At 70.6% G+C, this 23,057-nt stretch carries 19 protein-coding genes; 6 read left to right on the plus strand and 13 right to left on the minus strand.

The window, feature by feature from the left end:
- Nucleotides 1-20: 20 nt before the first annotated feature.
- On the plus strand, nucleotides 21-1,745 hold the full coding sequence (locus HNR30_RS49045) for a hypothetical protein (RefSeq protein ID WP_181608462.1): 1,725 nt from the start codon (nucleotides 21-23) through the stop codon (nucleotides 1,743-1,745).
- Between the two features lie 85 nt (nucleotides 1,746-1,830).
- On the opposite strand, the gene ileS is transcribed toward HNR30_RS49045, so the two are convergent.
- Nucleotides 1,831-4,974, minus strand: a complete 3,144-nt coding sequence (gene ileS / locus HNR30_RS05160; protein WP_181608463.1) for an isoleucine--tRNA ligase — start codon at nucleotides 4,972-4,974, stop codon at nucleotides 1,831-1,833.
- Nucleotides 4,975-5,413: 439 nt separating this feature from the next.
- On the opposite strand from ileS, the gene HNR30_RS05165 reads away from it, so the two are divergent.
- The 3 genes from HNR30_RS05165 to HNR30_RS05175 are packed head-to-tail and all read left to right on the plus strand — an operon-like array spanning nucleotide 5,414 to nucleotide 7,289.
- Complete coding sequence (locus HNR30_RS05165) at nucleotides 5,414-5,803, plus strand: TraR/DksA family transcriptional regulator (protein WP_181608464.1); 390 nt, start codon at nucleotides 5,414-5,416, stop codon at nucleotides 5,801-5,803.
- Nucleotides 5,767-6,363: a signal peptidase II gene (gene lspA, locus HNR30_RS05170; protein WP_312894236.1), complete on the plus strand. Its 597-nt coding sequence runs from the start codon at nucleotides 5,767-5,769 to the stop codon at nucleotides 6,361-6,363. The genes HNR30_RS05165 and lspA overlap by 37 nt, the downstream gene beginning before the upstream one ends.
- Nucleotides 6,360-7,289: an RluA family pseudouridine synthase gene (locus HNR30_RS05175; protein WP_181608466.1), complete on the plus strand. Its 930-nt coding sequence runs from the start codon at nucleotides 6,360-6,362 to the stop codon at nucleotides 7,287-7,289. Before lspA ends, HNR30_RS05175 begins: the two co-directional genes overlap by 4 nt.
- Before the next feature lie 8 nt (nucleotides 7,290-7,297).
- Here the strand turns inward: HNR30_RS05175 and HNR30_RS05180 are convergent, their stop codons facing one another.
- From HNR30_RS05180 to HNR30_RS05215, 8 genes are all read right to left on the minus strand, one after another.
- Nucleotides 7,298-8,530: a serine/threonine-protein kinase gene (locus HNR30_RS05180; protein ID WP_246377156.1), complete on the minus strand. Its 1,233-nt coding sequence runs from the start codon at nucleotides 8,528-8,530 to the stop codon at nucleotides 7,298-7,300.
- A gap of 49 nt (nucleotides 8,531-8,579) precedes the next feature.
- A complete protein-coding gene (locus HNR30_RS05185) occupies nucleotides 8,580-8,891 on the minus strand; it encodes a branched-chain amino acid transport AzlD family protein (RefSeq protein ID WP_181608468.1) in 312 nt (103 codons plus the stop codon).
- Nucleotides 8,888-9,541: an AzlC family ABC transporter permease gene (locus HNR30_RS05190; RefSeq protein ID WP_181608469.1), complete on the minus strand. Its 654-nt coding sequence runs from the start codon at nucleotides 9,539-9,541 to the stop codon at nucleotides 8,888-8,890. The genes HNR30_RS05185 and HNR30_RS05190 overlap by 4 nt, the downstream gene beginning before the upstream one ends.
- Nucleotides 9,542-9,555: 14 nt before the next feature.
- A complete protein-coding gene (locus HNR30_RS05195; RefSeq protein WP_181608470.1) occupies nucleotides 9,556-10,356 on the minus strand; it encodes an AraC family transcriptional regulator in 801 nt (266 codons plus the stop codon).
- Nucleotides 10,353-11,993 carry a serine/threonine-protein kinase gene (locus HNR30_RS05200; RefSeq protein ID WP_181608471.1) on the minus strand — a complete coding sequence of 547 codons (1,641 nt, stop codon included), beginning with the start codon at nucleotides 11,991-11,993 and terminating at the stop codon, nucleotides 10,353-10,355. Before HNR30_RS05200 ends, HNR30_RS05195 begins: the two co-directional genes overlap by 4 nt.
- Before the next feature lie 13 nt (nucleotides 11,994-12,006).
- Nucleotides 12,007-13,797: a serine/threonine-protein kinase gene (locus HNR30_RS05205; RefSeq protein ID WP_281389485.1), complete on the minus strand. Its 1,791-nt coding sequence runs from the start codon at nucleotides 13,795-13,797 to the stop codon at nucleotides 12,007-12,009.
- Nucleotides 13,798-13,872: 75 nt separating this feature from the next.
- Complete coding sequence (locus HNR30_RS05210; protein ID WP_181608473.1) at nucleotides 13,873-14,907, minus strand: SGNH/GDSL hydrolase family protein; 1,035 nt, start codon at nucleotides 14,905-14,907, stop codon at nucleotides 13,873-13,875.
- 66 nt (nucleotides 14,908-14,973) lie between these two features.
- Nucleotides 14,974-16,329, minus strand: coding sequence for an amino acid permease (locus HNR30_RS05215; protein ID WP_312894237.1), 1,356 nt, complete (start codon nucleotides 16,327-16,329; stop codon nucleotides 14,974-14,976).
- A gap of 180 nt (nucleotides 16,330-16,509) precedes the next feature.
- Between HNR30_RS05215 and dnaE the strand changes: the two genes are divergently transcribed.
- Complete coding sequence (gene dnaE, locus HNR30_RS05220) at nucleotides 16,510-20,040, plus strand: DNA polymerase III subunit alpha (RefSeq protein WP_181608474.1); 3,531 nt, start codon at nucleotides 16,510-16,512, stop codon at nucleotides 20,038-20,040.
- A 335-nt stretch (nucleotides 20,041-20,375) separates the two neighbouring features.
- Here the strand turns inward: dnaE and HNR30_RS05225 are convergent, their stop codons facing one another.
- The 4 genes from HNR30_RS05225 to HNR30_RS05240 form a co-directional block, all read right to left on the minus strand.
- The gene (locus HNR30_RS05225) at nucleotides 20,376-20,849 is read right to left on the minus strand and encodes an SRPBCC family protein (RefSeq protein WP_181608475.1); all 474 of its coding nucleotides are present in this window, start codon (nucleotides 20,847-20,849) and stop codon (nucleotides 20,376-20,378) included.
- 12 nt (nucleotides 20,850-20,861) lie between these two features.
- Nucleotides 20,862-21,233, minus strand: coding sequence for an ArsR/SmtB family transcription factor (locus tag HNR30_RS05230; protein ID WP_181608476.1), 372 nt, complete (start codon nucleotides 21,231-21,233; stop codon nucleotides 20,862-20,864).
- Nucleotides 21,220-21,651 carry an SRPBCC domain-containing protein gene (locus HNR30_RS05235; RefSeq protein ID WP_181608477.1) on the minus strand — a complete coding sequence of 144 codons (432 nt, stop codon included), beginning with the start codon at nucleotides 21,649-21,651 and terminating at the stop codon, nucleotides 21,220-21,222. Before HNR30_RS05235 ends, HNR30_RS05230 begins: the two co-directional genes overlap by 14 nt.
- A gap of 119 nt (nucleotides 21,652-21,770) precedes the next feature.
- Nucleotides 21,771-22,529, minus strand: coding sequence for a DeoR/GlpR family DNA-binding transcription regulator (locus HNR30_RS05240; protein ID WP_181608478.1), 759 nt, complete (start codon nucleotides 22,527-22,529; stop codon nucleotides 21,771-21,773).
- Between the two features lie 48 nt (nucleotides 22,530-22,577).
- Here HNR30_RS05240 and HNR30_RS05245 point away from each other — a divergent pair, with 48 nt between their 5' ends.
- On the plus strand, nucleotides 22,578-22,961 hold the full coding sequence (locus HNR30_RS05245) for a DUF4406 domain-containing protein (RefSeq protein WP_181608479.1): 384 nt from the start codon (nucleotides 22,578-22,580) through the stop codon (nucleotides 22,959-22,961).
- The last annotated feature ends 96 nt before the right edge of the window (nucleotides 22,962-23,057 follow it).

Here is a 23,057-nt window from a genome sequence, read left to right on the forward strand (position 1 = left end):
AGCTCCAGACAGGCCCCCCTGTGATCCTCATCAGTGCTGGACTGGTGCTCGCGGCCATCGTTTTGCTGATCGCGGGCTTCGTCCTGACCAAGCCGTTCCTGATCATGTGGTCGATCGTGGTGTGCGTGCTTTCCGCGCTCTTCCTCGTGATCGGAGCGTACCTGCGGCGTCATGAGCTGTTCCCGGGCGGACGCAAGGCCGGAGCTCCCGTGGAGCCCGGCCAGAAGGCGGCCCAGCCTTCCGCCGTCACCGCCCCCCACGCTCACGTCGGACAGCCGCAGGCCGTCCCCCCTCGGACGCCTGTCCTCCAGGCCCAGCCGATGGGGGCGCCCCCCACGCTGCCTCGCCCGCACCCGGTCCCCCCAGGACGCCCGCACAGCCGCCCCGCGGCCGGCGGGATCTCCCCCGACGCGCTCGTCCTGGTCATCCCCGGACGCAAGCGCTACCACGTGGCCGGCTGCAGGCAGCTCATCGGACGGGATCACGAGGAGCTGACCTACGAGGAGGCACGGGAGGAGGGCTTCTCGCCCTGCACCAGCTGCCTTCCCGACGCGGCTCTCGGCGGACGGCAGCTGCCGCCCGTCGACCCCACGGAGTCCGGCACGACGTCGGCCTCCCCGAGCATCGGGCTCCCCGCCTCCGGCGGCGCCCCACCCGGTGCTCACCCCAGCACCCCACGCCCGGGCGCCCCGTCGTCTGGCGCGCCTTCGACCGGTGCGGCTTCGCCCGGGGCAGCTTCGACGGGCGCAGGTTCGACGGGTGCGGCTTCGTCCGGCTCGGTTTCGTTCGGTGCGACCTCGGCTGGCGCCCCGCCGTCCGGGCCCCCGTCGGCTGGCCCGGCGTCGTCCGGCGCCTCGCCCTTGGGCGCCACGTCGCCCGGCTCTGCTGCGTCCGGTGCACATTCGTCCGGCGCCACGCAGCCCGGCGCCCCTTCACCCGGTGCCGCGTCGCCCGCGTCTTCGGACGACGACGCCGCGGCCACCACCGGGAGCGACGACCCGCGCATGGCCGGGCCTACCCGCGAGCTGCGAGTGCCGCGGCCCGGTGACCTGGCCGCGGCGACACCGTCACCCGCGCAGACGCCCGCTTCACCGAAGCCCGAGGCGACAGGCGGATGGTTCACGCGTGAGGAGCCCGAAAGCGCGGGCACCCGCGTCAACCCTTACGCCGCCGAGCGGGCTGAGGCGCCTTCTGAGGGCGCCGGGAGTCAGGCCACGGGGCGCGAGACCCCCGCGAGCGGCAAGGCCGTCACGGGGGCTTCTGAGGGCACAAGGCGCGCGGAGGACGAGCTGCCCGCCGATGACGCGTCGCCCGCCGCGGCGAGCGCCTCCGAGCCGGTGACCACAGCCGACGAGCGCCCCGCGACACAGCCGGAGAGTAGCGGCCCGACGAGTGGCGACGCCGCGCCCGAGGAATCCGTCCCCGAGGTCTCCGCGCCCGGGGAATCCGTGCCCGAGAGCTCGGCGCCCAAGGCCCAGACCGCCGAGACCGTGTCCGAGGCGGAGGCGCCTCGCGGGGATGACGACACGGGGCCCGTGCCGGTCGTGAGGGCGGAGGACGAGGGTGGTGGCCGTTCCGGCACCGTGACGGTCATCGTCGGCACGCGTCGCTTCCACAGCGCCACCTGCCCGCTCGTGAAGGGCGCCGGTGACAACGGCGTCGAGAGCATGACCGTCGCCGCCGCCGAGGCGGCCGGGCTGACCGCCTGCTCCGTGTGCCAGCACGAGCGCGAGAGCGTCGGCTGACGCACCCCGCTTCCGGCGGCCCGCCGTACGACAACACGAAAGGTGGCCGGTCCCTTCACGGGACCGGCCACCTTTCTTCGTACGGCTACGCGCGGCGCAGCTGGAAGGTGAGCCCCAGGTCGGGCTCGCCGTGCACCGGCAGTTCGGCCGGAGCCGCCCCCTCCGTCAGCGACGACGCCAGCACCTCGTCGGCCACCGTCTGGCCCGACGACCGCAGCGCGGCCGCCAGTTCCTCGGACGAGGAGTTCCACCACAGCTCGATGCGGTCGGTGATGGACAGCCCGGTCGACTTGCGGGCGTCCTGCACCAGCCGGATGACCTCGCGCAGCAGGCCGGCGCGGCGCAGCGCGTCGGTGATGGCCAGGTCGAGCGCGACGGTCTCGCCGGTGCCCGTGCCGATGGCGCCCGTCTCGACCGCCCAGCCCGCCTTCGGCTGCTCGGTGACGATGACGTCGTCGGCCTCCAGGGTGACGGTGCCGAGCTCCTCGACCTCGACGGTGACGGGCGAGCCCGAGCGCAGCGCGCCCGCGAGGGTCGCCGGGTCGGCCGCGGTGACGGCCGAGGCGACGAGCTTGGTCTGGGAGCCGAACCGCTTGCCGAGAGCGCGGAAGTTCGGCTTCACGGTGAAGGACACCAGGCCGGCGTCGTAGCCGGACAGGTCGTGCAGCTCCTGGACGTTGAGCTCGTCGGAGATCAGCTCGCGCAGCGACTGCGGCATCGCCGACCAGCCGGGAGCCGACACCAGGGCGCGGCCGAGCGGCTGACGGGTCTTGACGCCGGAGGAGGCGCGGGCCGAGCGGCCGAGCTCCACCAGGCGGCGCACCAGCGCCATCTGCTCCGACAGGGCGGGGTCGAGCAGCGCCTCGTCCACCGCGGGCCAGCCGGTCAGGTGCACCGACGGTGCCGCGTCGACGCCGCGCAGCACCTCCCACACGTAGTCGGTCAGGAACGGCGTGATCGGCGCCATGAGCCGCGTGACGGTCTCCAGGCACTCGTAGAGCGTCGCGAAGCCCGACACGTCGCCCGACCAGAAGCGGCGGCGCGAACGCCGGACGTACCAGTTGGACAGGTCGTCGAGGAAGTCGCTGAGCAGCCGTCCGGCGCGGGTGGTGTCGAAGCCGTCGAGCGCCTCGGTCACATCGCGCACGGTCTTGTGCAGCTCGGCCAGTGCCCAGCGGTCGAGCAGCGGGCGGTCCGCGGGCGCGGGCGCCTCGGCCGCCATGGACGGCGACCACGACTCGGCGTTGGCGTAGAGGGTGAAGAAGGAGACGGTGTTCCAGTAGGTCAGCAGGACCTTGCGGACGATCTCCTCCAGCACCGAGTGGCCGATGCGCCGCTGCGCCCAGGGCGAGCCGGAGCACGCCATGAACCAGCGCAGCGCGTCGGCTCCGTGCTGCTCCATCACGGGGATGGGGGCGAGCACGTTGCCCAGGTGCTTGCTCATCTTGCGGCCGTCCTCGCCGACGAGCAGGCCCTGGCAGAGCACGTTCTCGTAGGAGGACTCGCCGAACACCAGGGTGCCGACGGCCATGAGGGAGTAGAACCAGCCGCGGGTCTGGTCGATGCCCTCGCAGATGAACTGCGCCGGGTACATGCCCTCCGGCTTGCCGCGCGATCCCCACTGGGCGAAGGGCATGGATCCGGAGTCGTACCAGGCGTCGATGACGTCGGGCACACGCGCGGCCGTACCCTCGCAGGACGGGCAAGGGAAGGTCACGTCATCCACAAAGGGACGATGTGGATCCAGGGTGGACAGATCTTGACCCGCGTATTGCCCGAGCTCCTCCAGGGAGCCGACGCACGTGACGTGGGAGTCGTCGGCCGAGCACACCCACAGCGGCAGCGGCGTGCCCCAGTAGCGGGTGCGCGACAGCGACCAGTCGACGTTGTTGCGCAGCCACTCGCCGAAGCGGCCCCACTTGACGTTGTCGGGGTACCACGCCGTCTTCTCGTTCTGCGCGAGCAACTGGTCCTTGACCGCGGTGGTGCGGATGTACCAGGAGGGGAGCGCGTAGTAGAGCAGCGGGGTGTGGCAGCGCCAGCAGTGGGGGTAGGCGTGCTCGAAGTGGCCGCCGCGGAACAGCAGGCCGCGTGCCCGCAGGTCGGCGGTGAGCGCCTCGTCGGCGTCCTTGAAGAAGACGCCGCCCACCATGGGGACGTCGTCGACGAACTTGCCGTCGGGCCCGACCGGGTTGACGATCGGCATGCCGTACGCCTTGCAGACGGTCATGTCGTCGGCGCCGAAGGCCGGCGCCTGGTGGACCAGGCCGGTGCCGTCCTCGACGGTGACGTAGTCGCCGAGCACCACGTAGTGGGCGTCGGGGATGTCGACCAGGTCGAAGGGGCGCTTGTACGGCGTGCGCTCCAGGTCGCGGCCGGTGTAGCGGCCGACGACCTCGACGCCCTCCTCGCCCAGGACCTTGGCCAGCAGCGGCTCGGCCACGACGAGGACCTCGCCGCCGACCCTGGCCGCCACGTAGGTGACGTCGGGGTGTACGGCCACGGCAGTGTTGGAGACGAGGGTCCACGGCGTGGTGGTCCAGATGAGCAGCGAGGCGCCTTCGAGCGGCCCGGCGGTGACGGGCATGCGCACGAACACCGAGGGGCTGGTGACGTCTTCGTAGCCGCCCGGCTGGCCCAGCTCGTGGTCGGACAGGCCGGTGCCGCAGCGGGGGCAGTAGGGCGTGATGCGGAAGTCGCGGAAGAGCAGCCCCTTGTCCCAGATGACCTTCAGCGACCACCAGACGGCCTCCACGTAGGAGGGGTCCATGGTCTTGTAGGCCTGGGACAGGTCGATCCACTGGCCGAGCCGGTGGGTGAGCGTCTCGAACTCGTCGACGTGGCGCAGGACGGACTCGCGGCAGCGCTCGTTGAACGCGGCGATGCCGTACGTCTCGATGTCCTTCTTGCCCGACAGGCCCAGTTCCTTCTCGACCGCGACCTCGACGGGCAGGCCGTGGCAGTCCCAGCCTGGCTTGCGGGGCACGTTGAAGCCCTGCATGGTCTTGTAGCGGGGGAACAGGTCCTTGAAGACGCGGGCCTCGGTGTGGTGGACACCGGGGATGCCGTTGGCGGTGGGAGGGCCGTCGTAGAAGACCCAGGTGGGGCCGCCTTCGTTCTGCTCGATGGAGCGTTCGAAGATCTTGCCGTCCCGCCAGCGGTCCAGGACCTCACGCTCGAGCGCGGGCAGGTCGACCTGCGCGGGAAGGGAGCGGAAATAGTGGGACATCTGTGGCGGGGCCTCCTTCAGCCGGTGTGGACACAGCCGAAGGGACGAGGCCGGAGCCCCGCGGTACCACCCTTCTTGGCCCCCTGACGGGAGCCCTCTTCGTTTGTCTGCTGCCGGTTCTACTGGGCCGGTGGGCCGTTCTTCCGGCGGCTCGGGAGCGATGCCCCTGTGAGATGGCTCACAGGGCTCCTTCGGCGCCTTGCAGAGCACCACCATAACGCAGAGTGGAACCCGGAGCTTCCCGGTTTTGGGGCTGCTGCGAGAGCCGAGTCGCAAGTCATCACAAAGAGCGGGGAATGGAAGGTTCAGAGGAGGAGTTGAACGGCGCGGGCGGGATAGTACGGACCTGGTAATCCCAGCGGCGGGTCGTTTGCCGATCTGTTATCGGCGGCCTAAGCTTCCCGCACCATTAAGGACCTTGATCAGCATGGAGGCAGCCATGACGGCAGTCACGCAGACCGCCACCCCGTCGATGTGGTCAGAGGCAGAACTGGCCGAGGTCCGCGCCGCGCTCGCGCAGGAGGTGGCCGAGCTCAACGCCGACATCCTCCGCCACGAATCGGAGATCGCCTCCGGCGACGTCACCAAGGGCGCCGGCGACGACCAGGCCGACGCGGGCGCCAAGACCTATGAGCGGGAACGCGAGATCGCCCTTACCCTGAATGCACGCGACCTGGTCGCGCAGAACGAACGTGCGATCGCCAGGATCGACGCAGGGACTTATGGAGTGTGCGAATCGTGCCACAAGCCGATCGGCAAGGAACGCCTTCAGGCGTTCCCGAGGGCGACGCTGTGCGTGACCTGCAAGCAGAGGGAGGAGCGCCGGTAGAACCGGCCTCCGAGGCCGAGGCCCCCGCGCCCGTCGCGGGGGCCCGCCGCAAGCTCGTCGTCCTGCTGGCATGCCTGGCCCTCGGCATCTACGCCGCCGACCTGATCACCAAGACCATCGTCCTGCGGACCCTGCCGGAGTACGGCCCGCCGACGGTGGTCATCCCCGAGGTGCTGCAGTTCCGGCTGATCTTCAACTCCGGCGCCGCGTTCAGCATCGGCACCGGGATGACGATCATCTTCACCATCATCGCCGCGTCGGTCGTCGTGGCGATCATCCGCACCGCGCGCAAGCTGCGCAGCCTCCCCTGGGCGATCGTCCTGGGCATGCTGCTGGGCGGGGCGCTGGGCAACCTCACCGACCGCCTGTTCCGCCACCCCGGCGGGCTGCAGGGTCACGTGGTCGACTTCATCGAGATCTTCCCCGGCCACTGGCCCATCATCGAGAACTTCCCCATCTGGAACATCGCCGACGCCTCCATCGTGTGCGGCGGCATCCTGGCGGTGATCCTCGCCTGGCGCGGCTACCAGATCGACGGCACCAGGGAGACGGGCAAGTGAGCGAGACCCGCAGTCTTCCCGTCCCCGACGGCCTGGAGGGCGAGCGCCTCGACGCCGCCCTGTCGCGGCTGTTCGGCTTCTCCCGCACCAAGGCCGCCGAGCTCATCGCCTCGGGCGACGTCACCGTCGACGGCAGGGAGCCGGCCAAGTCCGACCGCGTCCACGGCGGCGCCTGGCTGGAGGTCACCCTCCCGCCGCCGGTCACGACGCCGATGCCGGTCGCCGAGCCGGTGCCGGGCATGACGATCGTCTACGAGGACGACGACCTCCTGGTCGTCAACAAGCCGATCGGCGTGGCCGCCCACCCCACCGTCGGCTGGACCGGGCCGACCGTCATCGGCGGGCTGCTCGGGGCGGGCCACACCATCGCCACCAGCGGCGCCGCCGAGCGGCAGGGCATCGTGCACCGCCTCGACGCCAACACCACGGGCGCGATGGTCGTGGCCAAGAGCGAATACGCCTACTCGATGCTCAAGCGCGCCTTCAAGGAGCGCACGGTCGACAAGCGCTACCACGCGCTGGTCCAGGGCCACCCCGACCCGTTCCGCGGCACCGTCGACGCCCCGATCGACCGCCACCCGTCGGGCGACGGCCGCTTCGCCGTGGTCGCGGGCGGCAAGCCGAGCGTCACCCACTACGACACGATCGAGGCCTTCCGCGCCGCCTCCCTGCTCGACATCAAGCTGGAGACCGGGCGCACCCACCAGATCCGGGTGCACATGTCGGCCCTGCGCCACCCCTGCGTCGGCGACCTGCTCTACGGCGCCGACCCCACCCTGGCCGCCAGGCTGGGCCTGACCAGGCAGTGGCTGCACGCCGTCCGGCTGGGCTTCGAGCACCCCTCGACGGGCGAGTGGATGGAGTTCTCCACCACCTACCCCGACGACCTGCAGCGGGCGCTCGACATCGTCAGCGCGGAGTCCTAGCCCCGGCCTCAGCCCTCGTCGTCGCCTTCCACCGAGCTGGGTTCGACCCGGCCGGGCCCGTCGTCGTTGTCCTCGGGCTCGTCCGCCTTCGACGGCTTGCCGGACGGTTTGTCGGACGGCTTGCCGGTCGGCTTGCCCGAGGGCGACGCGGGCGTCTTCGACGGCTTCGAGCCGCGGGTCGGGGTGCCCGAGGGGTTCGACGAGCCGAGCCGCTCGGGTGTGGCCCCCGAGGGGGTGTCCGACGGCTGGCTCGGGGTGCCCTGCCGTACGCCGTCGTCCGTCCGCGAGACGCTGCTGGAGGCGGCGGGCGGGGCGGAGGGGCGCTCGCCCGCGGCGCCGCGGTTGGTGAACCAGGCGGCGCCGCCCGCGACCAGGGCGACCGCGAGCGCGGCGGCCGCCACGGCCAGCACCCTTCGCCGCGGGCCGGGCCCGGAGTCCGGCGGCGGGGGCACGGGCCCGGTGGGGCCCGCGGGCGCTCCGGTGACGATGGCCGCCAGCCGCTGCTCGGTCTCCTCCATGGTCATGCGCTCGTCCGGGTGCTTGCGCAGCAGCCCGGTGATGACCGGCGCCAGCGCTCCCGCCCTGGCCATCGGGGCGGGCTGAGCGTGGATCACCGCGCCCAGGGTGGCCAGGGGGTTGTCCCGCTGGAAGGGGGAGCAGCCCTCGACCGCGTGGTAGAGCGTGACGCCCAGCGACCACAGGTCGGAGGCGGGCGTCGCGTCGGAGCCCATGGCCCGCTCGGGGGCGATGAAGGCGGGCGTGCCGACCAGGACGCCCGTCCGGGTCACCGTCACGTCGTCGGGCGTGGTGGCGATGCCGAAATCGGTCAGCACCGCCCTGCCGCCCTCGGTGAGCAGCACGTTGTCGGGCTTCACGTCACGGTGCAGCACCCCGGCGGCGTGCGCGGCCCGCAGCGCCGCCAGCACCTGCAGCCCGATCTCGGCCACCCGGCGTGGTGGCAGCGGCGCCAGCGAGCCGAGCGTGTCGGAGGGCACCAGCTGCATGACGATCCACGGATGGCCGCCCTCCTCCAGCACGTCGTAGACGGCGGCCACGCCGGGATGCGAGACCCGGCCCGCGGCGCGCGCTTCACGGAAGGTGCGCCGGGTGAAGGCCTCTCGGTCCTCCTCGGTCAGGTCGGCGGGAGGGAACACCTCCTTGACCGCCACGTCACGGTCCAGCACCTCGTCGTGCGCGTGCCAGACCTTGCCCATGCCGCCACGCCCGATGGGCCGAAGCAAGCGATATCGTCCACCGACTATCCCCGCACTGTCGGACATGCCGGACGCGCTACCCGAGAAGCAGCCTCACAAGCGCGGTGACCACGGCGGCCGAGGCCAGGATCACGAGAAAGGGCGCGCGCAGCAGCAGCGCCACCACCGCCGCCCCCAGCCCGCAGGTGCGCGCCACGTCGAAGTGCAGCTCACCGCTCTGGGTGAAGGTCTGCACCGCGATCAGCGCCGCCAGCAACGCCACGGGCACCAGTTCGGCGAAGCGCCGCACGCGGGGATGGTCGAGCACCCGGCGCGGCGCCGCCAGGCCCGCCACCTTCAGCGCGTAACACCCCACGCAGACCACAATGATCGCCCACCACAACGTCATCGCATCATCACCACCAAAACGGCCACGGCGGACAACAGGACGGGAACACCGGCGGGCAGCAGCGGGGTCGTCGCCAGGGCGATCGCCACCGCGCCGAGGGCCAGCAGGCGCAGCTCGGGACTCTCGGCCAGGCGCGGCCACAGGATCGCCAGGAAGGCCGCCGGGCCCACGGCGTCCAGGCCGAAGGCGGCGGGGTCGCCCAGGAACTCGGTGCCGACCGCCCCGGCCAGCGTCGTCAGGTTCCACATGAAGTAGAGGGTCACGAAGGTCGTGGTGAAGCCCTGCCGGGCGCTCTCGGGGTCGGGCTGGGCCATGGCCACGGCGGTGGTCTCGTCGATCACGCCCTGGGCGACCAGCAGCCGCCTGGGCCCCGACACCTTCAGCACGTCGGCCATGCGCAGGCCGTACAGGGTGTTGCGGCCGCCGAGCAGCAGCGCTCCCGCGCTGGCCGCCAGCAGGTCGCCGCCCCCGGCGACGGCGCCGATCAGGGCGAACTGCGACGCACCGGTGAAGGCCAGCAGGCTCAGCACACAGGCCTGCGCCACGTTCAGGCCGGAGGTCACCGCGGCGGCGCCGAAGGCCACCCCCGACAGGCCCACGGCGAAGCCGACCCCCAGTCCATCGCGGATCGCGGTGGAAATCTGTTTCATACTTCTGAGGGTATTTAGTGCGTCTTGTACGTTCCTGCGGCCCTCTGGTAGGCGGCGGGCGGCACCCCCACGATGCGCTTGAAGTGCCGCGTCAGATGCGCCTGGTCGGTGAAGCCCACCTCGGCCGCGACCCTGGCGGCCGGCATGCCCGCGGCCAGCAGGCGCCGGGCCTCGCGCACCCGCAGCGTGGTCAGGTAGGCGTGCGGGGGCAGGCCGGTGGCGGCCTTGAACGCCCGCAGCAGCGGGAAGGGCGCCGACCGCACCGCCTCGGCCAGGCCCTCCAGCGAGGGCGGCTCGACCAGGCGCTCGTGCAGCAGCTCCACCGCCTGCCGTACCTCCTGCGAACCCGCGGCGGCCTCGCGCGGAGGTCTCGGCGAGGCGTGGCGGGAGACCAGCTCGGCGGCGAAGGTGCGCATGAGCGTCGAGGCCGCCAGATCGTCGCCGTGCTCGGCGGCCGCGTGCGTGCGCAGCAGGAGCCCGGCCAGCGCCGGGTCCTCGATCACCGGATCGCCGAAGTACGGCGTGCCGCTCTCGGAGATCGTCTCCACGGGTGGATACATCATCCGGTAGGCCCAGCCCTCGGGCACGCCCGCCTGGCCGGTGTGCTCGTACTCAGGGCTCACCACGACCAGCTGGCCCGTGCCCGCCCTGTAGGTCGAGCCCCGGCAGGCGAACTCCTCCACCCCGGCCACGATCACGCCGATCGCGAACTCCTCGTGCGTGTGACGGGCGTAGCGGTGGGTGACGTAGCGGGCGTGCAGCAGGTCGACCCGGGGCAGGGCCGGGTGACGCCAGAACCTGGCCTGCTCCTTCATGACGGGCGGAAGGTCCTGGCGAAGGCGTCGAAATACTTCAGGTCCGCGGCCCAGCTGTACTGCGGCGCCTCCCAGTACAGGGCGAACGGGCGGCCGTCGGCGGTGCGGAAGCCGCGGTTGATCACGTGGATCTGGATGCCGCCGCGCTCGCGGACGAACTCCCAGTCGGCGGCGGGCACACCCTGGTAGGTGAGGTCGCGGATGGCGATCCTGCGGTAGGCCTTGAACTCGCCGCGCTCCATGATCTGGCTCTCCAGGTCCCGCCAGTGGGCGCTCTCGTCGGAGTAGTCCTTCTCGTGCTCGGTCCACTCCACGGTGAGCTGGCCCTGGACGCCGGGGCCGCTGAAGTTGACGCTGGCGCGGGTCCGGTGCTTGGTGGCGGTCCAGCCCTTGGGCAGGCCGATGGAGAAGCCGCCCGCCTCGGAGGTGACGCGCCGCCAGCCTCGGGGGAGCGCGGTCGGCGCGGGCGTGCGGGTGACGGTCGGGCTCTGGGTCGGGGTCGGGGTCGGGGTCGGGGTCGCGGTGGGGCTGGGGCTCGTGGTGGGGCCCGAGGCGGTGCCGGTGCCCGTGCCGCTGAGCCACCACCAGCCGCCGCCCGCCGCGGCGGCCACCACGATGGCGGCTGCGGGAACGATCCAGAGGGCGGGGCGCCGCCTGGACGGACGGGTGGGCGGCCTGTGGGTGCCGTGGAGGGTGGAGGGCGCGGGCGTCACACCCGGGGGACCGTACGGCGCGCCTGGTCCACCCGGTCCACCCGGTCCTCCCGGTCCACTCGGTCCACTCGGTCCGCTTGGTCCGCTTGGTCCGCCCGGGAAGGAGGCCGAGGTGCTGTGCTGCGCCTGGGCGGCGTGCAGGATCGCCTCGGCCTGCGCCGCGCTCATGCGCGCGGCGGGGTCGGCGTGGAGCAGCCCCATGATGGCCGGAGCCAGGGGACCCGCCAGGCGCGGCGGCTCGGGCCTGTCGCGCAGCACCGCGGCGACGGCGGCGGCCCACGAGTCGCCCCCGAAGGGCGCCCGCCCCTCGGCGGCCGTGTACAACGTCGCGCCGAGCGACCACAGGTCGGAGGCGGGGGTCGCGGGCAGCCCGTTGAGCCGCTCGGGCGGCATGAAGGCGGGCGTGCCGACGAGGTGGCCGGTGCCCGTCATGGCGGGATCGGACTCGGAGGAGGCGATGCCGAAGTCGGTGAGCACGACACGGCCGTCGTCGGCCAGCAGGACGTTCTCCGGCTTGACGTCGCGGTGCAGCACCCCGCCGGCGTGGGCCGCGCGCAGGGCGCTCAGGACGGCCAGGCCGACGCGGGCGACGTGGGGCACCGGCAGCGGGCCGTGCCTCTTGACCGCGGCGGCCAGCGAGCGCGAGGGCACCAGCTGCATGACGATCCAGGGACGCCCGTCCTCCTCGACGACGTCGTGGACGACGACGATCGCCGGATGGTCGAGCCGGCCGGCGGCTCGGGCCTCGCGGACGGTGCGCCGGTTGAGCTCTTCGCGCCGGCGGTCGCCGACCCCGGCGTAGCGGACCTCCTTGACCGCGACGACGCGGTCGAGCAGCTCGTCGTGGGCGCGCCAGACGATGCCCATCCCGCCCTCGCCGAGGGGTTCGATCAGCCGATACCTCTTGGCGACGTGCCTGTCCACCCGCGAAGCCTACCTACTTGGCCGGCTTGAACGTGTCGGCAAATGTCTCGAAAAAGTGGAAGTCCTTCTTCCACCGGCTGTCGAGGTTGTGCCAGTAGATCGAGTAGCCCATGCCGCCCTTGGTGACGAATCCCCGGTTGAGCACCCGCGTCTTGCCCGAGTTGGTGACCCAGGTGAACTCCCAGTCCGCGGCCTTCTCCATGTAGTCGACGGCCTTGATGCCGACCAGCTTGTAGCCCCCGAAACGGCCGGGGGCGCCCTTGTCGGAACGCTTCCAGTCGGCGACCGGGTCGGGACCGGCCTTCTTGACCTGGTCGATCGCCATGAACGCGTTGGAGGCGGCGCCCGGGCCGCGGAAGAAGACCTGCGAGCCCTCGCGCTTGTACGGCTCCCACCCCTTGGGCAGGCCGACCTGGAAGCCCGACTCGTCCTTGTACATCTTCCAGCCGTCGGGCAGCGCCGCCTTGGGCGGCTCCGTGGAGGCGGAGGGCGTGGGGCTGGGGGCGGCCGTGGTCGGCGGGGCGCTGGGGCTCTCGCTCGCCTGCTGGGAGGCGCTCGGGGTGGAGGACGGCGTCGAGGAGGCCTTCGCGGCCTGGCTCTGCGGTGTGACGGTGCTCTCGGGGTCGCCGGCCGACTTCATGCCCAGCCAGGTTCCCAGGCCCGCCACGACCGCCACGGCGGCGACCACGGCGACGATCGCCCCGACCTTGCGGTTGCCGGGCCGGTCCGCCTCCACCGTGCGCTCGGGGGCTAGGCGGGCGCCCGTCTCGGGCAGTGCGGGAGGCTCGGGGCTGCGGGCCGCCTGGGCGGAGGCCTTGGCGGAGCGCGCGGGGGCGGGCGGCACCGGACGCAGGTTCGGGTCGGTGGGCGTGTCGTCCTCTACCGGCATCACTTCAGTGTGTGCCCGTTGCGTCACATTGCGCAATGTCGGCGGGGGAGCGGCGGGCCGTTCGGGGGCGGACACGTCGCGCAGCTTGCGCATCGCGTCGCCGTACGACAGCCGGTCCTCAGGCTCTCTGGCGAGCAGGCCCAGGATGACCGGGGCCAGCGGGCCGGCCTTGGCGGGCGGCGCGGGGTCGTCGTTGAGTACGGCGTGCATGGTGGCCATGACCATGCCGCGCTCGTGCGGCGCGCGGCCCTCGACGGCGGTGTAGAGCGTGGCGCCGAGCGACCACAGGTCGGACTCGCGCCGCGCGGGCAGGCCCTTGAGCCGCTCGGGCGCGATGAAGGCGGGCGTGCCGGCCAGCCCCGTCATGGTGAGCTGGGTCTCGGTCTCCAGGGTGGCGATGCCGAAGTCGGTGAGCACGACGCGGCCGTCGTCGGCCAGCAGGACGTTCTCCGGCTTGACGTCGCGGTGCAGCACCCCGGCCTCGTGCGCGCCGTGCAGGGCGTCGAGGACGGCCAGGCCGATCTCGGCGACCCGGCGGTACGGCAGCGGCCCGTCCTTCTTGATCACCGTGCCGAGGGAGCGCGAGGGCACCATCTGCATGACGATCCAGGGCTGGTCGTCCTCCTCGATCACGTCGTAGACGACGATCACGTTGGGATGCTCGAAGCGGGCGGCGGCCCTGGCCTCGCGCATGGTGCGCCGGTTCAGCAGCTGCACCTCCTCGCCCAGGTCGCTGCTGTAACGCACCTCCTTGACCGCCACGGTGCGGTCCAGGAGTTCGTCGTGGGCACGCCAGACGATGCCCATTCCGCCCCTGCCGATGGGCTCCTGCAGTTGGTACCGACCGGCGATCCGGCGACCAGGGTTCTGTCTCAACGGCCACAAACCCCCTTCTAAGCCAACAGATACTCCCATAGCGATCGGTGATCGGCGACTCGCGTGGGAGCCAGGCTTACGGCATGGCGAATCGCCTGCCCGATTGGAGATGATTTATGGCAAGGTGAGGTTGTTGAGTAGGCGCTTCGGGCCGGAATCGATCTGCCTGGCGACCAACTCGCCGAGCCGCCGGTAGCCGTCCGCGGTCGGGTGATAGCTGCGGCTGTAGACCAGCAGGCGCTCCACGTTGACGTCCAGGGCGTTCATGTACGGCTGGGCGCGGCCGATCTCGTGACCCTCGAAGGCATCGTAGGGATCGACGAACTCCGCGCTGCCAGGACCCTTGAACGCCGCGATCGCGCGGTCGAACTCGGCGACCGCCGCCCCGATGGTCTCGTTCAGGCGGCGCCCGACCCGGTTCAGCCAGCGCTGGTCGTCGGGGGAGAGGTTGTCGACCCGCCCGCCCGGGTCGCGCGGGAAGATCCGCGGGTAGCCGACCACGACGACACGGGCCTGCGGCGCCCGGTCGCGGATGGCCCGCAGCACCTCGCGCATCCTCGGGCCCAGGTCGTCGATGCGCTTGAGCACGGCCGGCTCCTGCTCGACGCACGTCGACGACCACGGCAGCCGCACGATGCACTCCTTGAGCACGTCGGTGAAGCCCGCGTCGTTGCCGCCGATGCTCACCGTCACCAGGCTCGTCTCGGCCGTGACCCGGTCGATCTGGGGGCTGTGGCCGTGCTGGCCCTTGAGCAGGTTCGTGGTCGTCGCGCCCGCGCACGCCCAGAACGAGGCGCCGCCGGCGAACGGGTGGCTCCTGGTGATCTGCGGCACGTAGGAGCCGCTGGAGCGGTGGCACAGGCCCGCCCCCCGGTCGATCGGTGGCGCGCCCGGATCGTAGACGCCCTCACCCGAGGAGAAGGAGTCGCCGAGGGCGATGTAGGCGCCGCTGAGCGCGGCCTGCTTCGGCGTGAGGCGCTTGACCTGCGGGAGCGTGCCCGTCGTGGTGTCAGGACAGCCGATGCCGAGGGCCTTGCAGGCGACGACGTCGAAAGCGCCCGTCCAGAACGCGGTCAGCGCGAGCGCGACCCCGAGGACGGCGGAAAGTACGGCATGCGTGAATGGGCGGTTCGCCGCGTCCAGAGTCATCCTCCCCGATTGCCTCTTTGGGGAGGATAACCCGGCGTCGAGATCGTTACGCCAGGCGTTTTCCGGTCAGGCGCCTGGTCCGTTCACGCGCCTTCTGCCGATCATGCGCCAGCCCGCCCAGATCGCCAGCGCCAGCAGCGGGATGCAGAAGAAGGCGATCCGCTGGTCGGCGTCGGCGAAGGCCATCAGCACCACCACGAGCGCCAGGAAGGCCAGCGTGCCCCAGTTGGTGTACGGCGAGCCCGGCATCGGGAAGCTGGAGCGGTGACCGGTCCTGCGCAGCATGATCTGGCAGTACACCAGCGTCCCCCAGGTGGTGATCACGCCGAGGGAGGCGATGGCGGTGGCGATGTTGAAGGCCCGCTCCGGCACGGAGGAGTAGAGCGCCACGCCCAGCAGGAACACCGCGGCCGTCATCAGGATCCCGCCGTACGGCACGTGCCTGGCGCTCAGGTTCCTGGTGAAGGCGGGCGCCTCGCCCTTGAAGCCCATCGAGCGCAGGATGCGGCCGGTGGAGTACAGGCCCGAGTTGCACGACGACAGCGCGGCGGTGATGACGATGAGGTTCATCGCGTCGGCCGCCCACGGGATGCCCAGCTTGCCGAACACCGTCACGAACGGCGACTCTCCGGCGCTGTAGGCGGTCCACGGCAGGACCATCGCCAGCAGGAGGACCGAGCCGACGTAGAAGACCGCGATGCGCCACACGACGCCGTTGATGGCCTTCGGCATCACCTTGCGCGGCTCGGCGGTCTCGCCCGCCGCGATGCCGACCAGCTCGATCGAGGCGTAGGCGAAGACCACCGCCTGCAGGCTCATCAGCACCACGGGGAAGCCGTTGGGGAAGAACCCGCCGTGCGCGGTCAGGTTGGCCGGACCCGCGCCCTCGATCGCGAAGATCACCATCACCAGGCCGACGACCAGGAAGGCGCAGATCGCCAGCACCTTCAGCAGCGCGAACCAGAACTCCAGCTCGCCGAAGAGCTTGACGGAGACGAGGTTGACGACCAGGACGAAGGCCAGGCTGACCAGGGCCGTGAGCCACTTGGGGAAGTCGGGCGCCCAGTAACCGACATACGTGGCGACCGCCGTCAGCTCGGCGATGCCGGTGAAGGCCCAGTTCAGCCAGTACATCCAGCCGCTGGTGAAGGCCGCCCACGGGCCGATGAACTCCCCGGCGTACTCCACGAACGAGCCGCTGGTGGGGCGGTAGAGCACCAGCTCGCCCAGGGCGCGCATGACGTAGAAGGCGGCCAGGCCGGCGAGCGCGTACGACAACACCAGCGCCGGGCCGGCGGCCGCGAGGCGTCCTCCGGCGCCCAGGAACAGGCCGACGCCGATGGCGCCGCCGATCGCGATCATCTGAACCTGGCGGTTGCCCAGGGACGGCTCGTAGCCTTCGTCAACGCGTGATCGACTCACTACGCAACGATATCGACGCTGCTGGGAGGAGGGTGACGGACACGCCCTAGGGGGCGGTGTGTCGGGAAGGTCGGTGCGTGCCGTACAGATCGTCAGCGTCTCGCGAGGCTGCGCCGGACTGTCGGTCGGGGCCACTAGAGTCAGAGCCGCACATCTCTAGCTTGAGGGGGTCTCCGCTCCATGACGTCCAGTGACTCGTTCGTTCACCTTCATGTGCACACCGAGTATTCGATGCTGGACGGGGCGGCGCGCCTCAAGCAGATGTTCAAACAGGTCGGCGACCTGGGCATGCCGGCCATCGCGATCACCGACCACGGCAACATGCACGGCGCCAACGACTTCTACAAGCAGGCGACCGCCGCCGGCATCAAGCCGATCATCGGCATCGAGGCCTACGTGGCGCCCGAGATGCGCCACAACAAGAAGCCGGTGCTGTGGGGCGAGCCCTCGCAGAAGAGCGACGACGTCTCCGCGGGCGGCTACTACACCCACATGACGATCTGGGCGCGCAACAAGTCGGGCCTGCACAACCTGATGAAGCTCTCCTCGCGCGCCTACACCGAGGGCTTCGTGCGCAAGTGGGCGCGCATGGACGCCGAGACGCTGGCCGAACACTCCGACGGACTGATGGCGACCACCGGCTGCCCGTCGGGTGAGGTGCAGACCCGCCTGCGGCTGGGGCAGTACGACGAGGCCGTGAAGGCGGCGGCGAAGTACCAGGAGATCTTCGGCAAGGACAACTACTTCCTGGAGGTCATGGACCACGGGCTCGACATCGAGCGCCGCGTCCGCGACGGGCTGATGCGCATCTCGCGCGAGCTCGGCATCCCGCCGCTGGTGACCAACGACTCCCACTACACCTACGAGGCCGACTCCGCCTCCCACGACGCGCTCCTGTGCATCCAGACCGGCAAGCAGCTGTCCGACCCCGACCGCTTCCGCTTCGACGGCTCCGGCTACTACATCAAGACCGCCGACGAGATGCGCGCCATCCACGCCAACGACGAGTTCTGGCAGGAAGGCTGCCGCAACACCCTGCTCGTCGCCGAGAAGGTCGACCCCACCGGGTTCTTCGAGTTCAAGAACCTCATGCCGACCTTCCCCGTGCCCGAGGGCATGACCGAGGAGGAGTACTTCCGGCAGCAGACGTGGGAGGGCCTGGCCCGGCGCTTCCCCGAAGGCGTCGACGAGGAGCACCGCGCCTGGGCCGAGAACGAACTCGGCGTCATCATCCAGATGGGCTTCCCGAGCTACTTCCTCGTGGTCGCCGACTTCATCATGTGGGCCAAGAACAACGGCATCCGGGTCGGACCCGGCCGTGGATCGGCCGCCGGATCCCTGGTCGCCTACGCCCTGGGCATCACCGACCTCGACCCGATCCCCCACGGACTGATCTTCGAGCGGTTCCTGAACCCCGAACGTGTCTCCATGCCCGACGTCGACATCGACTTCGACGAGCGCAGGCGCGCCGACGTGATCAGGTACGTCACCGAGAAGTGGGGCGCCGACAAGGTCGCCATGATCGCCACCTTCGGCACCATCAAGGCCAAGGCCGCCGTCAAGGACGCCGGACGCGTCCTGGGCTACCCCTACGCGCTCGGCGACCGCATCAGCAAGGCCTTCCCGCCCGCCGTGATGGGCAAGGACATCCCGCTGTCGGGCATCTTCGACAAGGAGCACCAGCGCTTCAACGAGGCCGGAGAGCTGCGCAAGCTCTACGAGGAGGACGTCGACGTCAAGGCGACGATCGATCTCGGGCGCGGCCTGGAGGGCCTGATCCGCCAGACCGGCGTGCACGCCGCGGGCGTCATCATGTCGTCGGAACCGCTGACCGACTACATCCCGATCATGCGCCGCGACTCCGACGGCGCGATCATCACGCAGTTCGACTACCCGACCTGCGAGTCGCTCGGCCTGCTCAAGATGGACTTCCTGGGCCTGCGCAACCTCACGATCATCGACGACTGCATCAAGATGATCGAGTCCGGCCGGGGCGAGAAGATCGACCTGCTGGCCCTCCCGCTCGACAACGTCAAGGCCTACGAACTCCTGGCGCGCGGCGACACCCTGGGCATCTTCCAGCTCGACGGCGGCGGCATGCGCACCCTGCTGCGGCTGATGAAGCCCGACAACTTCGAAGACATCTCCGCCGCCCTGGCGCTCTACCGTCCCGGCCCGATGGGCGCCAACTCGCACACCAACTACGCCCTGCGCAAGAACGCCCAGCAGGACATCACCCCGATCCACCCCGAGCTCGAAGAGCCGCTTTCGGAGATCCTGTCCACGACCTACGGCCTGATCGTCTATCAGGAGCAGGTCATGGCCATCGCCCAGAAGGTCGCCGGCTACTCCCTCGGCGGCGCCGACCTGCTGCGGCGGGCGATGGGCAAGAAGAAGAAGTCCGAGCTCGACAAGCAGTTCGAGTTCTTCGAGAAGGGCATGCAGGACAACGGCTTCTCCGCGGCGGCCATCAAGGCGCTGTGGGACATCCTGCTGCCGTTCTCCGACTACGCCTTCAACAAGGCCCACACGGCCGGCTACGGCCTGGTCTCCTACTGGACCGCCTACCTGAAGGCCAACTATCCGGCCGAATACATGGCGGCGCTCCTCACGTCGGTCAAGGACGACAAGGACAAGTCGGCGCTGTATCTGAACGAATGCCGCCGCATGGGCATCAAGGTCCTGCCGCCCGACGTCAACGACTCCGACTTCGACTTCACCCCGCGCGGCACCGACATCCGCTTCGGCCTGTCGGCCATCCGCAACGTCGGCGGCAACGTCGTCGACGGCATCATCGGCGCGCGCAAGGAGAAGGGGCGCTTCGCCGAGTTCAAGGACTTCCTGCGCAAGGTGCCCGCGATCGTCTGCAACAAGCGCGTCATCGAGTCGCTCGTCAAGGCCGGAGCCTTCGACTCGCTCGGCCACGTCCGCAAGGGCCTGGTCATGGTGCACGAACAGGCCGTCGACGCCATCATCGACATCAAGAAGAACGAGGCCATCGGCCAGGACTCCCTGTTCGGCGCCGTCGAGGACGGCGAAGACCAGACCTTCGACGTGCAGATCCCCGTCGGGGAGTGGGACAAGACCACCCTGCTGCAGTTCGAACGCGAGATGCTCGGCCTCTACGTCTCCGACCACCCGCTGCTCGGCGTCGAGCACATCCTCTCCGCCGGGGCCGACTGCTCCATCGCCGCGCTCCAGGACGAATCCCGGCCCGACGGGCAGATCGTCACCGTGGGCGGCATCCTGTCCGGGGTGCAGCGCAAGGTCACCAAGAAGGGTGACACCTGGGTGCTCACCCAGCTGGAGGACCTCGAAGGCGCGATCGAGGTGATGATCTTCCCGTCGGCCTACCAGCTGTGCTCCACCATCCTCGCCGAGGACGCGATCGTGTTCGTCAAGGGGCGGATCGACAAGCGGGAAGACGTGGCCAAGATCATCGCGATGGAGGTGTCGGCGCCCGACCTCACCGTGGAGGCCGGGGGGCCGCTGCTGGTGTCGATGACCTTGCAGAAGTGCATTCCGCCGGTGGTGTCGCGGCTGAAGGAGATCCTCACCACGCACCCGGGCACCTCGGAGGTGCACCTCCAGGTGCACAACGGGCCCCGCACCACCGTGCTGCGCGTGGAGGACCGGTACCGGGTGACGCCATCGCCGGCGCTGATGGGGGACTTGAAGCAGCTCCTTGGGGCCAACTGCCTCGGCGGCTGACAGCTCGGTCCTCGCGGGGTCGCGCGCCTTCGGGCATGGGCCTCGCGGGGTCGTGCGCCTTCGGCGCCGGCGGGCTCGGGCTGTGCCCGGTGGGGGTGGTCCTTCGGCCCACCCCCACACCCCCGAGGTCGATGGCCTGGGGACCATCGGCAACCCGTGCGGGTTCGCGGGTGTGCGCCCTCAAGACTGGGCCGGGGCGCCTTCGGTAGAGGGTTCAGGCTGTGCGTGGTTCTTCGGTCCTCGACGCCCCGAGGGCTATGGCCAGGCAAACCGGTGACGAGACTATCCGTGGCCAGAGGCGCCCCCGCAGCCTGAACGCACGTGAGAGGCCCCTCCTAGCGGATGGACGTTGCTTGTCGGCGGGCGAGGTCTCCGGGGCTGCCGAGCGGGCTTCCGTCGCCGACCTCCAGGTAGTCGCGCAGGCTCGACATGTAGTGCTGCCAGCTGCGGGTGCACATGCCGAAACACTCGAGCTCCTCACTCAGGCCCCGGTGGCGGAAGAAGAGCTCGGTTGTGTCTCCGTCGCCCGGGGTGATGGTGAACGTGGGCCTGGTGCCGACCCAGTCGGGCAGGAAGGGGCAGTCCACGACGGTCCATCGCACCGACGACGGCCGGGTCGCCTCCTCGACGTGGATCACGAGGGGATGGGAGGCGTTCATGTGAAACCGGAGCTCGCCGCCGGTCACGCCGGACCCGGTGGCTGGATTCCACCAGGCGGCCAGGCCCGTGACGGTGGTGAGCGCGTCGAAGAGGGCGTCAGGGGAAGCTTTCGCCCGCACGGTCGTCTGGTAGTCCGCTGTAGTTGTCATGGAGAGGTCCTTTCAGTCCGGACGCTGGTCGTTGTGGCGCGGGAGTGGCGTACTGCTGTCGAGATGCTCGCCGAGCGCCTGGAGGCGGTCGTCCCAGTCGTGGGCCAGCGCTGCCAGGAACTGCTGCGCGAGCCGGACGGGTGCGGAATGGAGCCGGTAACGCACTCGCCGCCACTCGCCGCGTTCCGGGCTCACCAGACCCGCGTCCGTCAGCAGGGCGAGGTGTTTGGCGATCGCCTGCCGCGTGATCGGGAGGTGATCGGCCAGGTCGGTGGCCGTGGCTGGGCCGTGTGCCGCCAGCCTGGCCAGGATCGCTCGGCGCGTGGGGTCGGCCAGGGCTTGGAAGACCTGCTCCGCGATCGCCTCGATGTCAGGCGGCGTCAAGGCGACGGGCCAATGCGTCGAGCTTGCCCGCCCATCCTTCGGCGTGGCTTTCGTAGGCTTTGCCGCGGAAGCCGTCCGGCATCTGAGCGAAGCCGGTCTCGACGACCCGCAGGCGTGTGCCGGAGCCGGACGCTTCGAGGGTGAACTCGACGTAGGTGCGGCGCGGATCGTCGTCGGGAAGATCGGGGAGCCGCCAGGTGAACCCGAACACCACCGGTTCCTCGACCCGTTCGACCCGCATGTCGACGGTGCGCCCGCTGCTGACGGTCAGCTGGGCGGATCCGCCGGGCCGCAGGTCGATGGTCACGTTCTCGCCGAGCCAGGACGACAGGCCTTCGCACGTGGTGAGCGCGGCCCATACCTGCTCGGGCGTGCTGGCGAGCAGCACGCTTCGCTCGATCCGGTCGGGGAACGCCATCGCAGCCTCCAGCACATAGCAACCAGTCGGTTGCCATCTTATGGCAACCGACTGGCTGCATCAAGGGTCCGGGGGAGCGGCTGTTGGTCGTATGCCTCTGAGAGGCGATGGGTTGATGCTCAGCTTGCCGTAAGGACCTCCACTCCGAGCGCCTTGACCTGTTCGACGACCGGGTGGTGCGCGTCGGCGTCGGTGATCACGCCGCTGACCTTCTCCCACGGCAGTACGCGGAAGCGCGAGGCGGTCCCGAGCTTCTCCGAGGAGGCGAGGATGTACGTGTCAGCCGCCCGTGCGGACAGGGCGCGCTTCATCGCCGCCTCCTCTGCGTCTCCCGTGGTCAGGCCCACCTCGGGGTGGACGCCGGTGACGCCGAGCAGGCACAGGTCCGCGGAGACGTTCTGCGCGGCCTCGACCGCGGCGGCTCCGCAGGTGACGGCCGAGTGCTTGAAGACGCGGCCGCCGAGCAGGAACAACTCTGCCCGCGGGTGATCGAGCAGGGCGGCGGCGATCGTGGGGCTGTGGGTGATCACCGTGCAGGAGAGCTCCTTCGGGAGCGCGTGGGCGACGGCGAGGGCGGTGGTGCCGCCGTCGAGGATCACCGCGCCGCCGGGCCGTACCAGCCCCGCGGCGACGGAGGCGACCTTGCGCTTGCCGTCCGGGGTCACGGTCTGCCGGGCCGCGTAGTCGGCCACGGCGGGTGAGACGGGCAACGCGCCGCCGTAGACGCGCTGGCACAGACCTTCGGCGGCGAGGTCGCGCAGGTCACGCCGCACGCTGTCTTCGGAGATGCCCAGGTCGGCGGCGACATCTTTGGCGACGACCTTGCCCTGGCGGGCGAGGAGTTCGAGCAGGTGGTCGCGTCTCTCAGCGGCTAGCATTCACGTTGTCTCCTGTTCTTGCACGTTTATGCATGTATTGTAGCGGTCATGACAGACAAGCCCATGCTCATCCTGATCGCCGGACCGTATCGTTCCGGGACCGGCGGCGATCCGCAGGCCATGGCGGCCAACCTCGCCCGGCTGGAGGCCGCCGCGTGGCCGATCTTCGCCGCCGGTCATCTGCCGGTGATCGGCGAGTGGATCGCGCTGCCGGTGCTGCACTCCGCTGGTGCGGGGCCCACTGATCCGCTGGCCGACCAGGTGCTCTATCCGGCCGCCGACCGGCTGCTCGGCCACTGCGACGCCGTGCTGCGGCTGCCCGGCGATTCGGCGGGGGCCGACCAGGACGTCGCCACCGCGCGGCGGCGCGGCCTGCCGGTGTATTACGACGTGGCGGACATTCCGCGCCTGGCCAAGGAGGAGGTCGGGTGACGGGTGGTCACTGCGTAGCGCCCGGCTAGGAGCTTGACCTGTCCGAGCGGGGGGTCGGCGCCCGTGACGGCGGTGTCGACACGACCCCGCGCAGAC

Origin of the sequence: Nonomuraea soli (assembly GCF_013761175.1) — a bacterium.
Lineage (GTDB): Bacteria > Actinomycetota > Actinomycetes > Streptosporangiales > Streptosporangiaceae > Nonomuraea > Nonomuraea soli.

Excerpts from the sequence above, each read along its gene's own strand:
- ileS (WP_181608463.1), bottom strand. The coding sequence starts at position 4,974 with ATGTCCCACTATTTCCGCTCCCTTCCCGCGCAGGTCGACCTGCCCGCG.
- HNR30_RS05165 (WP_181608464.1), top strand. The coding sequence starts at position 5,414 with ATGACGGCAGTCACGCAGACCGCCACCCCGTCGATGTGGTCAGAGGCA.
- HNR30_RS05185 (WP_181608468.1), bottom strand. The coding sequence starts at position 8,891 with ATGACGTTGTGGTGGGCGATCATTGTGGTCTGCGTGGGGTGTTACGCG.
- HNR30_RS05190 (WP_181608469.1), bottom strand. The coding sequence starts at position 9,541 with ATGAAACAGATTTCCACCGCGATCCGCGATGGACTGGGGGTCGGCTTC.
- HNR30_RS05195 (WP_181608470.1), bottom strand. The coding sequence starts at position 10,356 with ATGAAGGAGCAGGCCAGGTTCTGGCGTCACCCGGCCCTGCCCCGGGTC.
- HNR30_RS05205 (WP_281389485.1), bottom strand. The coding sequence starts at position 13,797 with ATGGGAGTATCTGTTGGCTTAGAAGGGGGTTTGTGGCCGTTGAGACAG.
- HNR30_RS05210 (WP_181608473.1), bottom strand. The coding sequence starts at position 14,907 with ATGACTCTGGACGCGGCGAACCGCCCATTCACGCATGCCGTACTTTCC.
- dnaE (WP_181608474.1), top strand. The coding sequence starts at position 16,510 with ATGACGTCCAGTGACTCGTTCGTTCACCTTCATGTGCACACCGAGTAT.
- HNR30_RS05225 (WP_181608475.1), bottom strand. The coding sequence starts at position 20,849 with ATGACAACTACAGCGGACTACCAGACGACCGTGCGGGCGAAAGCTTCC.
- HNR30_RS05235 (WP_181608477.1), bottom strand. The coding sequence starts at position 21,651 with ATGGCGTTCCCCGACCGGATCGAGCGAAGCGTGCTGCTCGCCAGCACG.
- HNR30_RS05240 (WP_181608478.1), bottom strand. The coding sequence starts at position 22,529 with ATGCTAGCCGCTGAGAGACGCGACCACCTGCTCGAACTCCTCGCCCGC.
- HNR30_RS05245 (WP_181608479.1), top strand. The coding sequence starts at position 22,578 with ATGACAGACAAGCCCATGCTCATCCTGATCGCCGGACCGTATCGTTCC.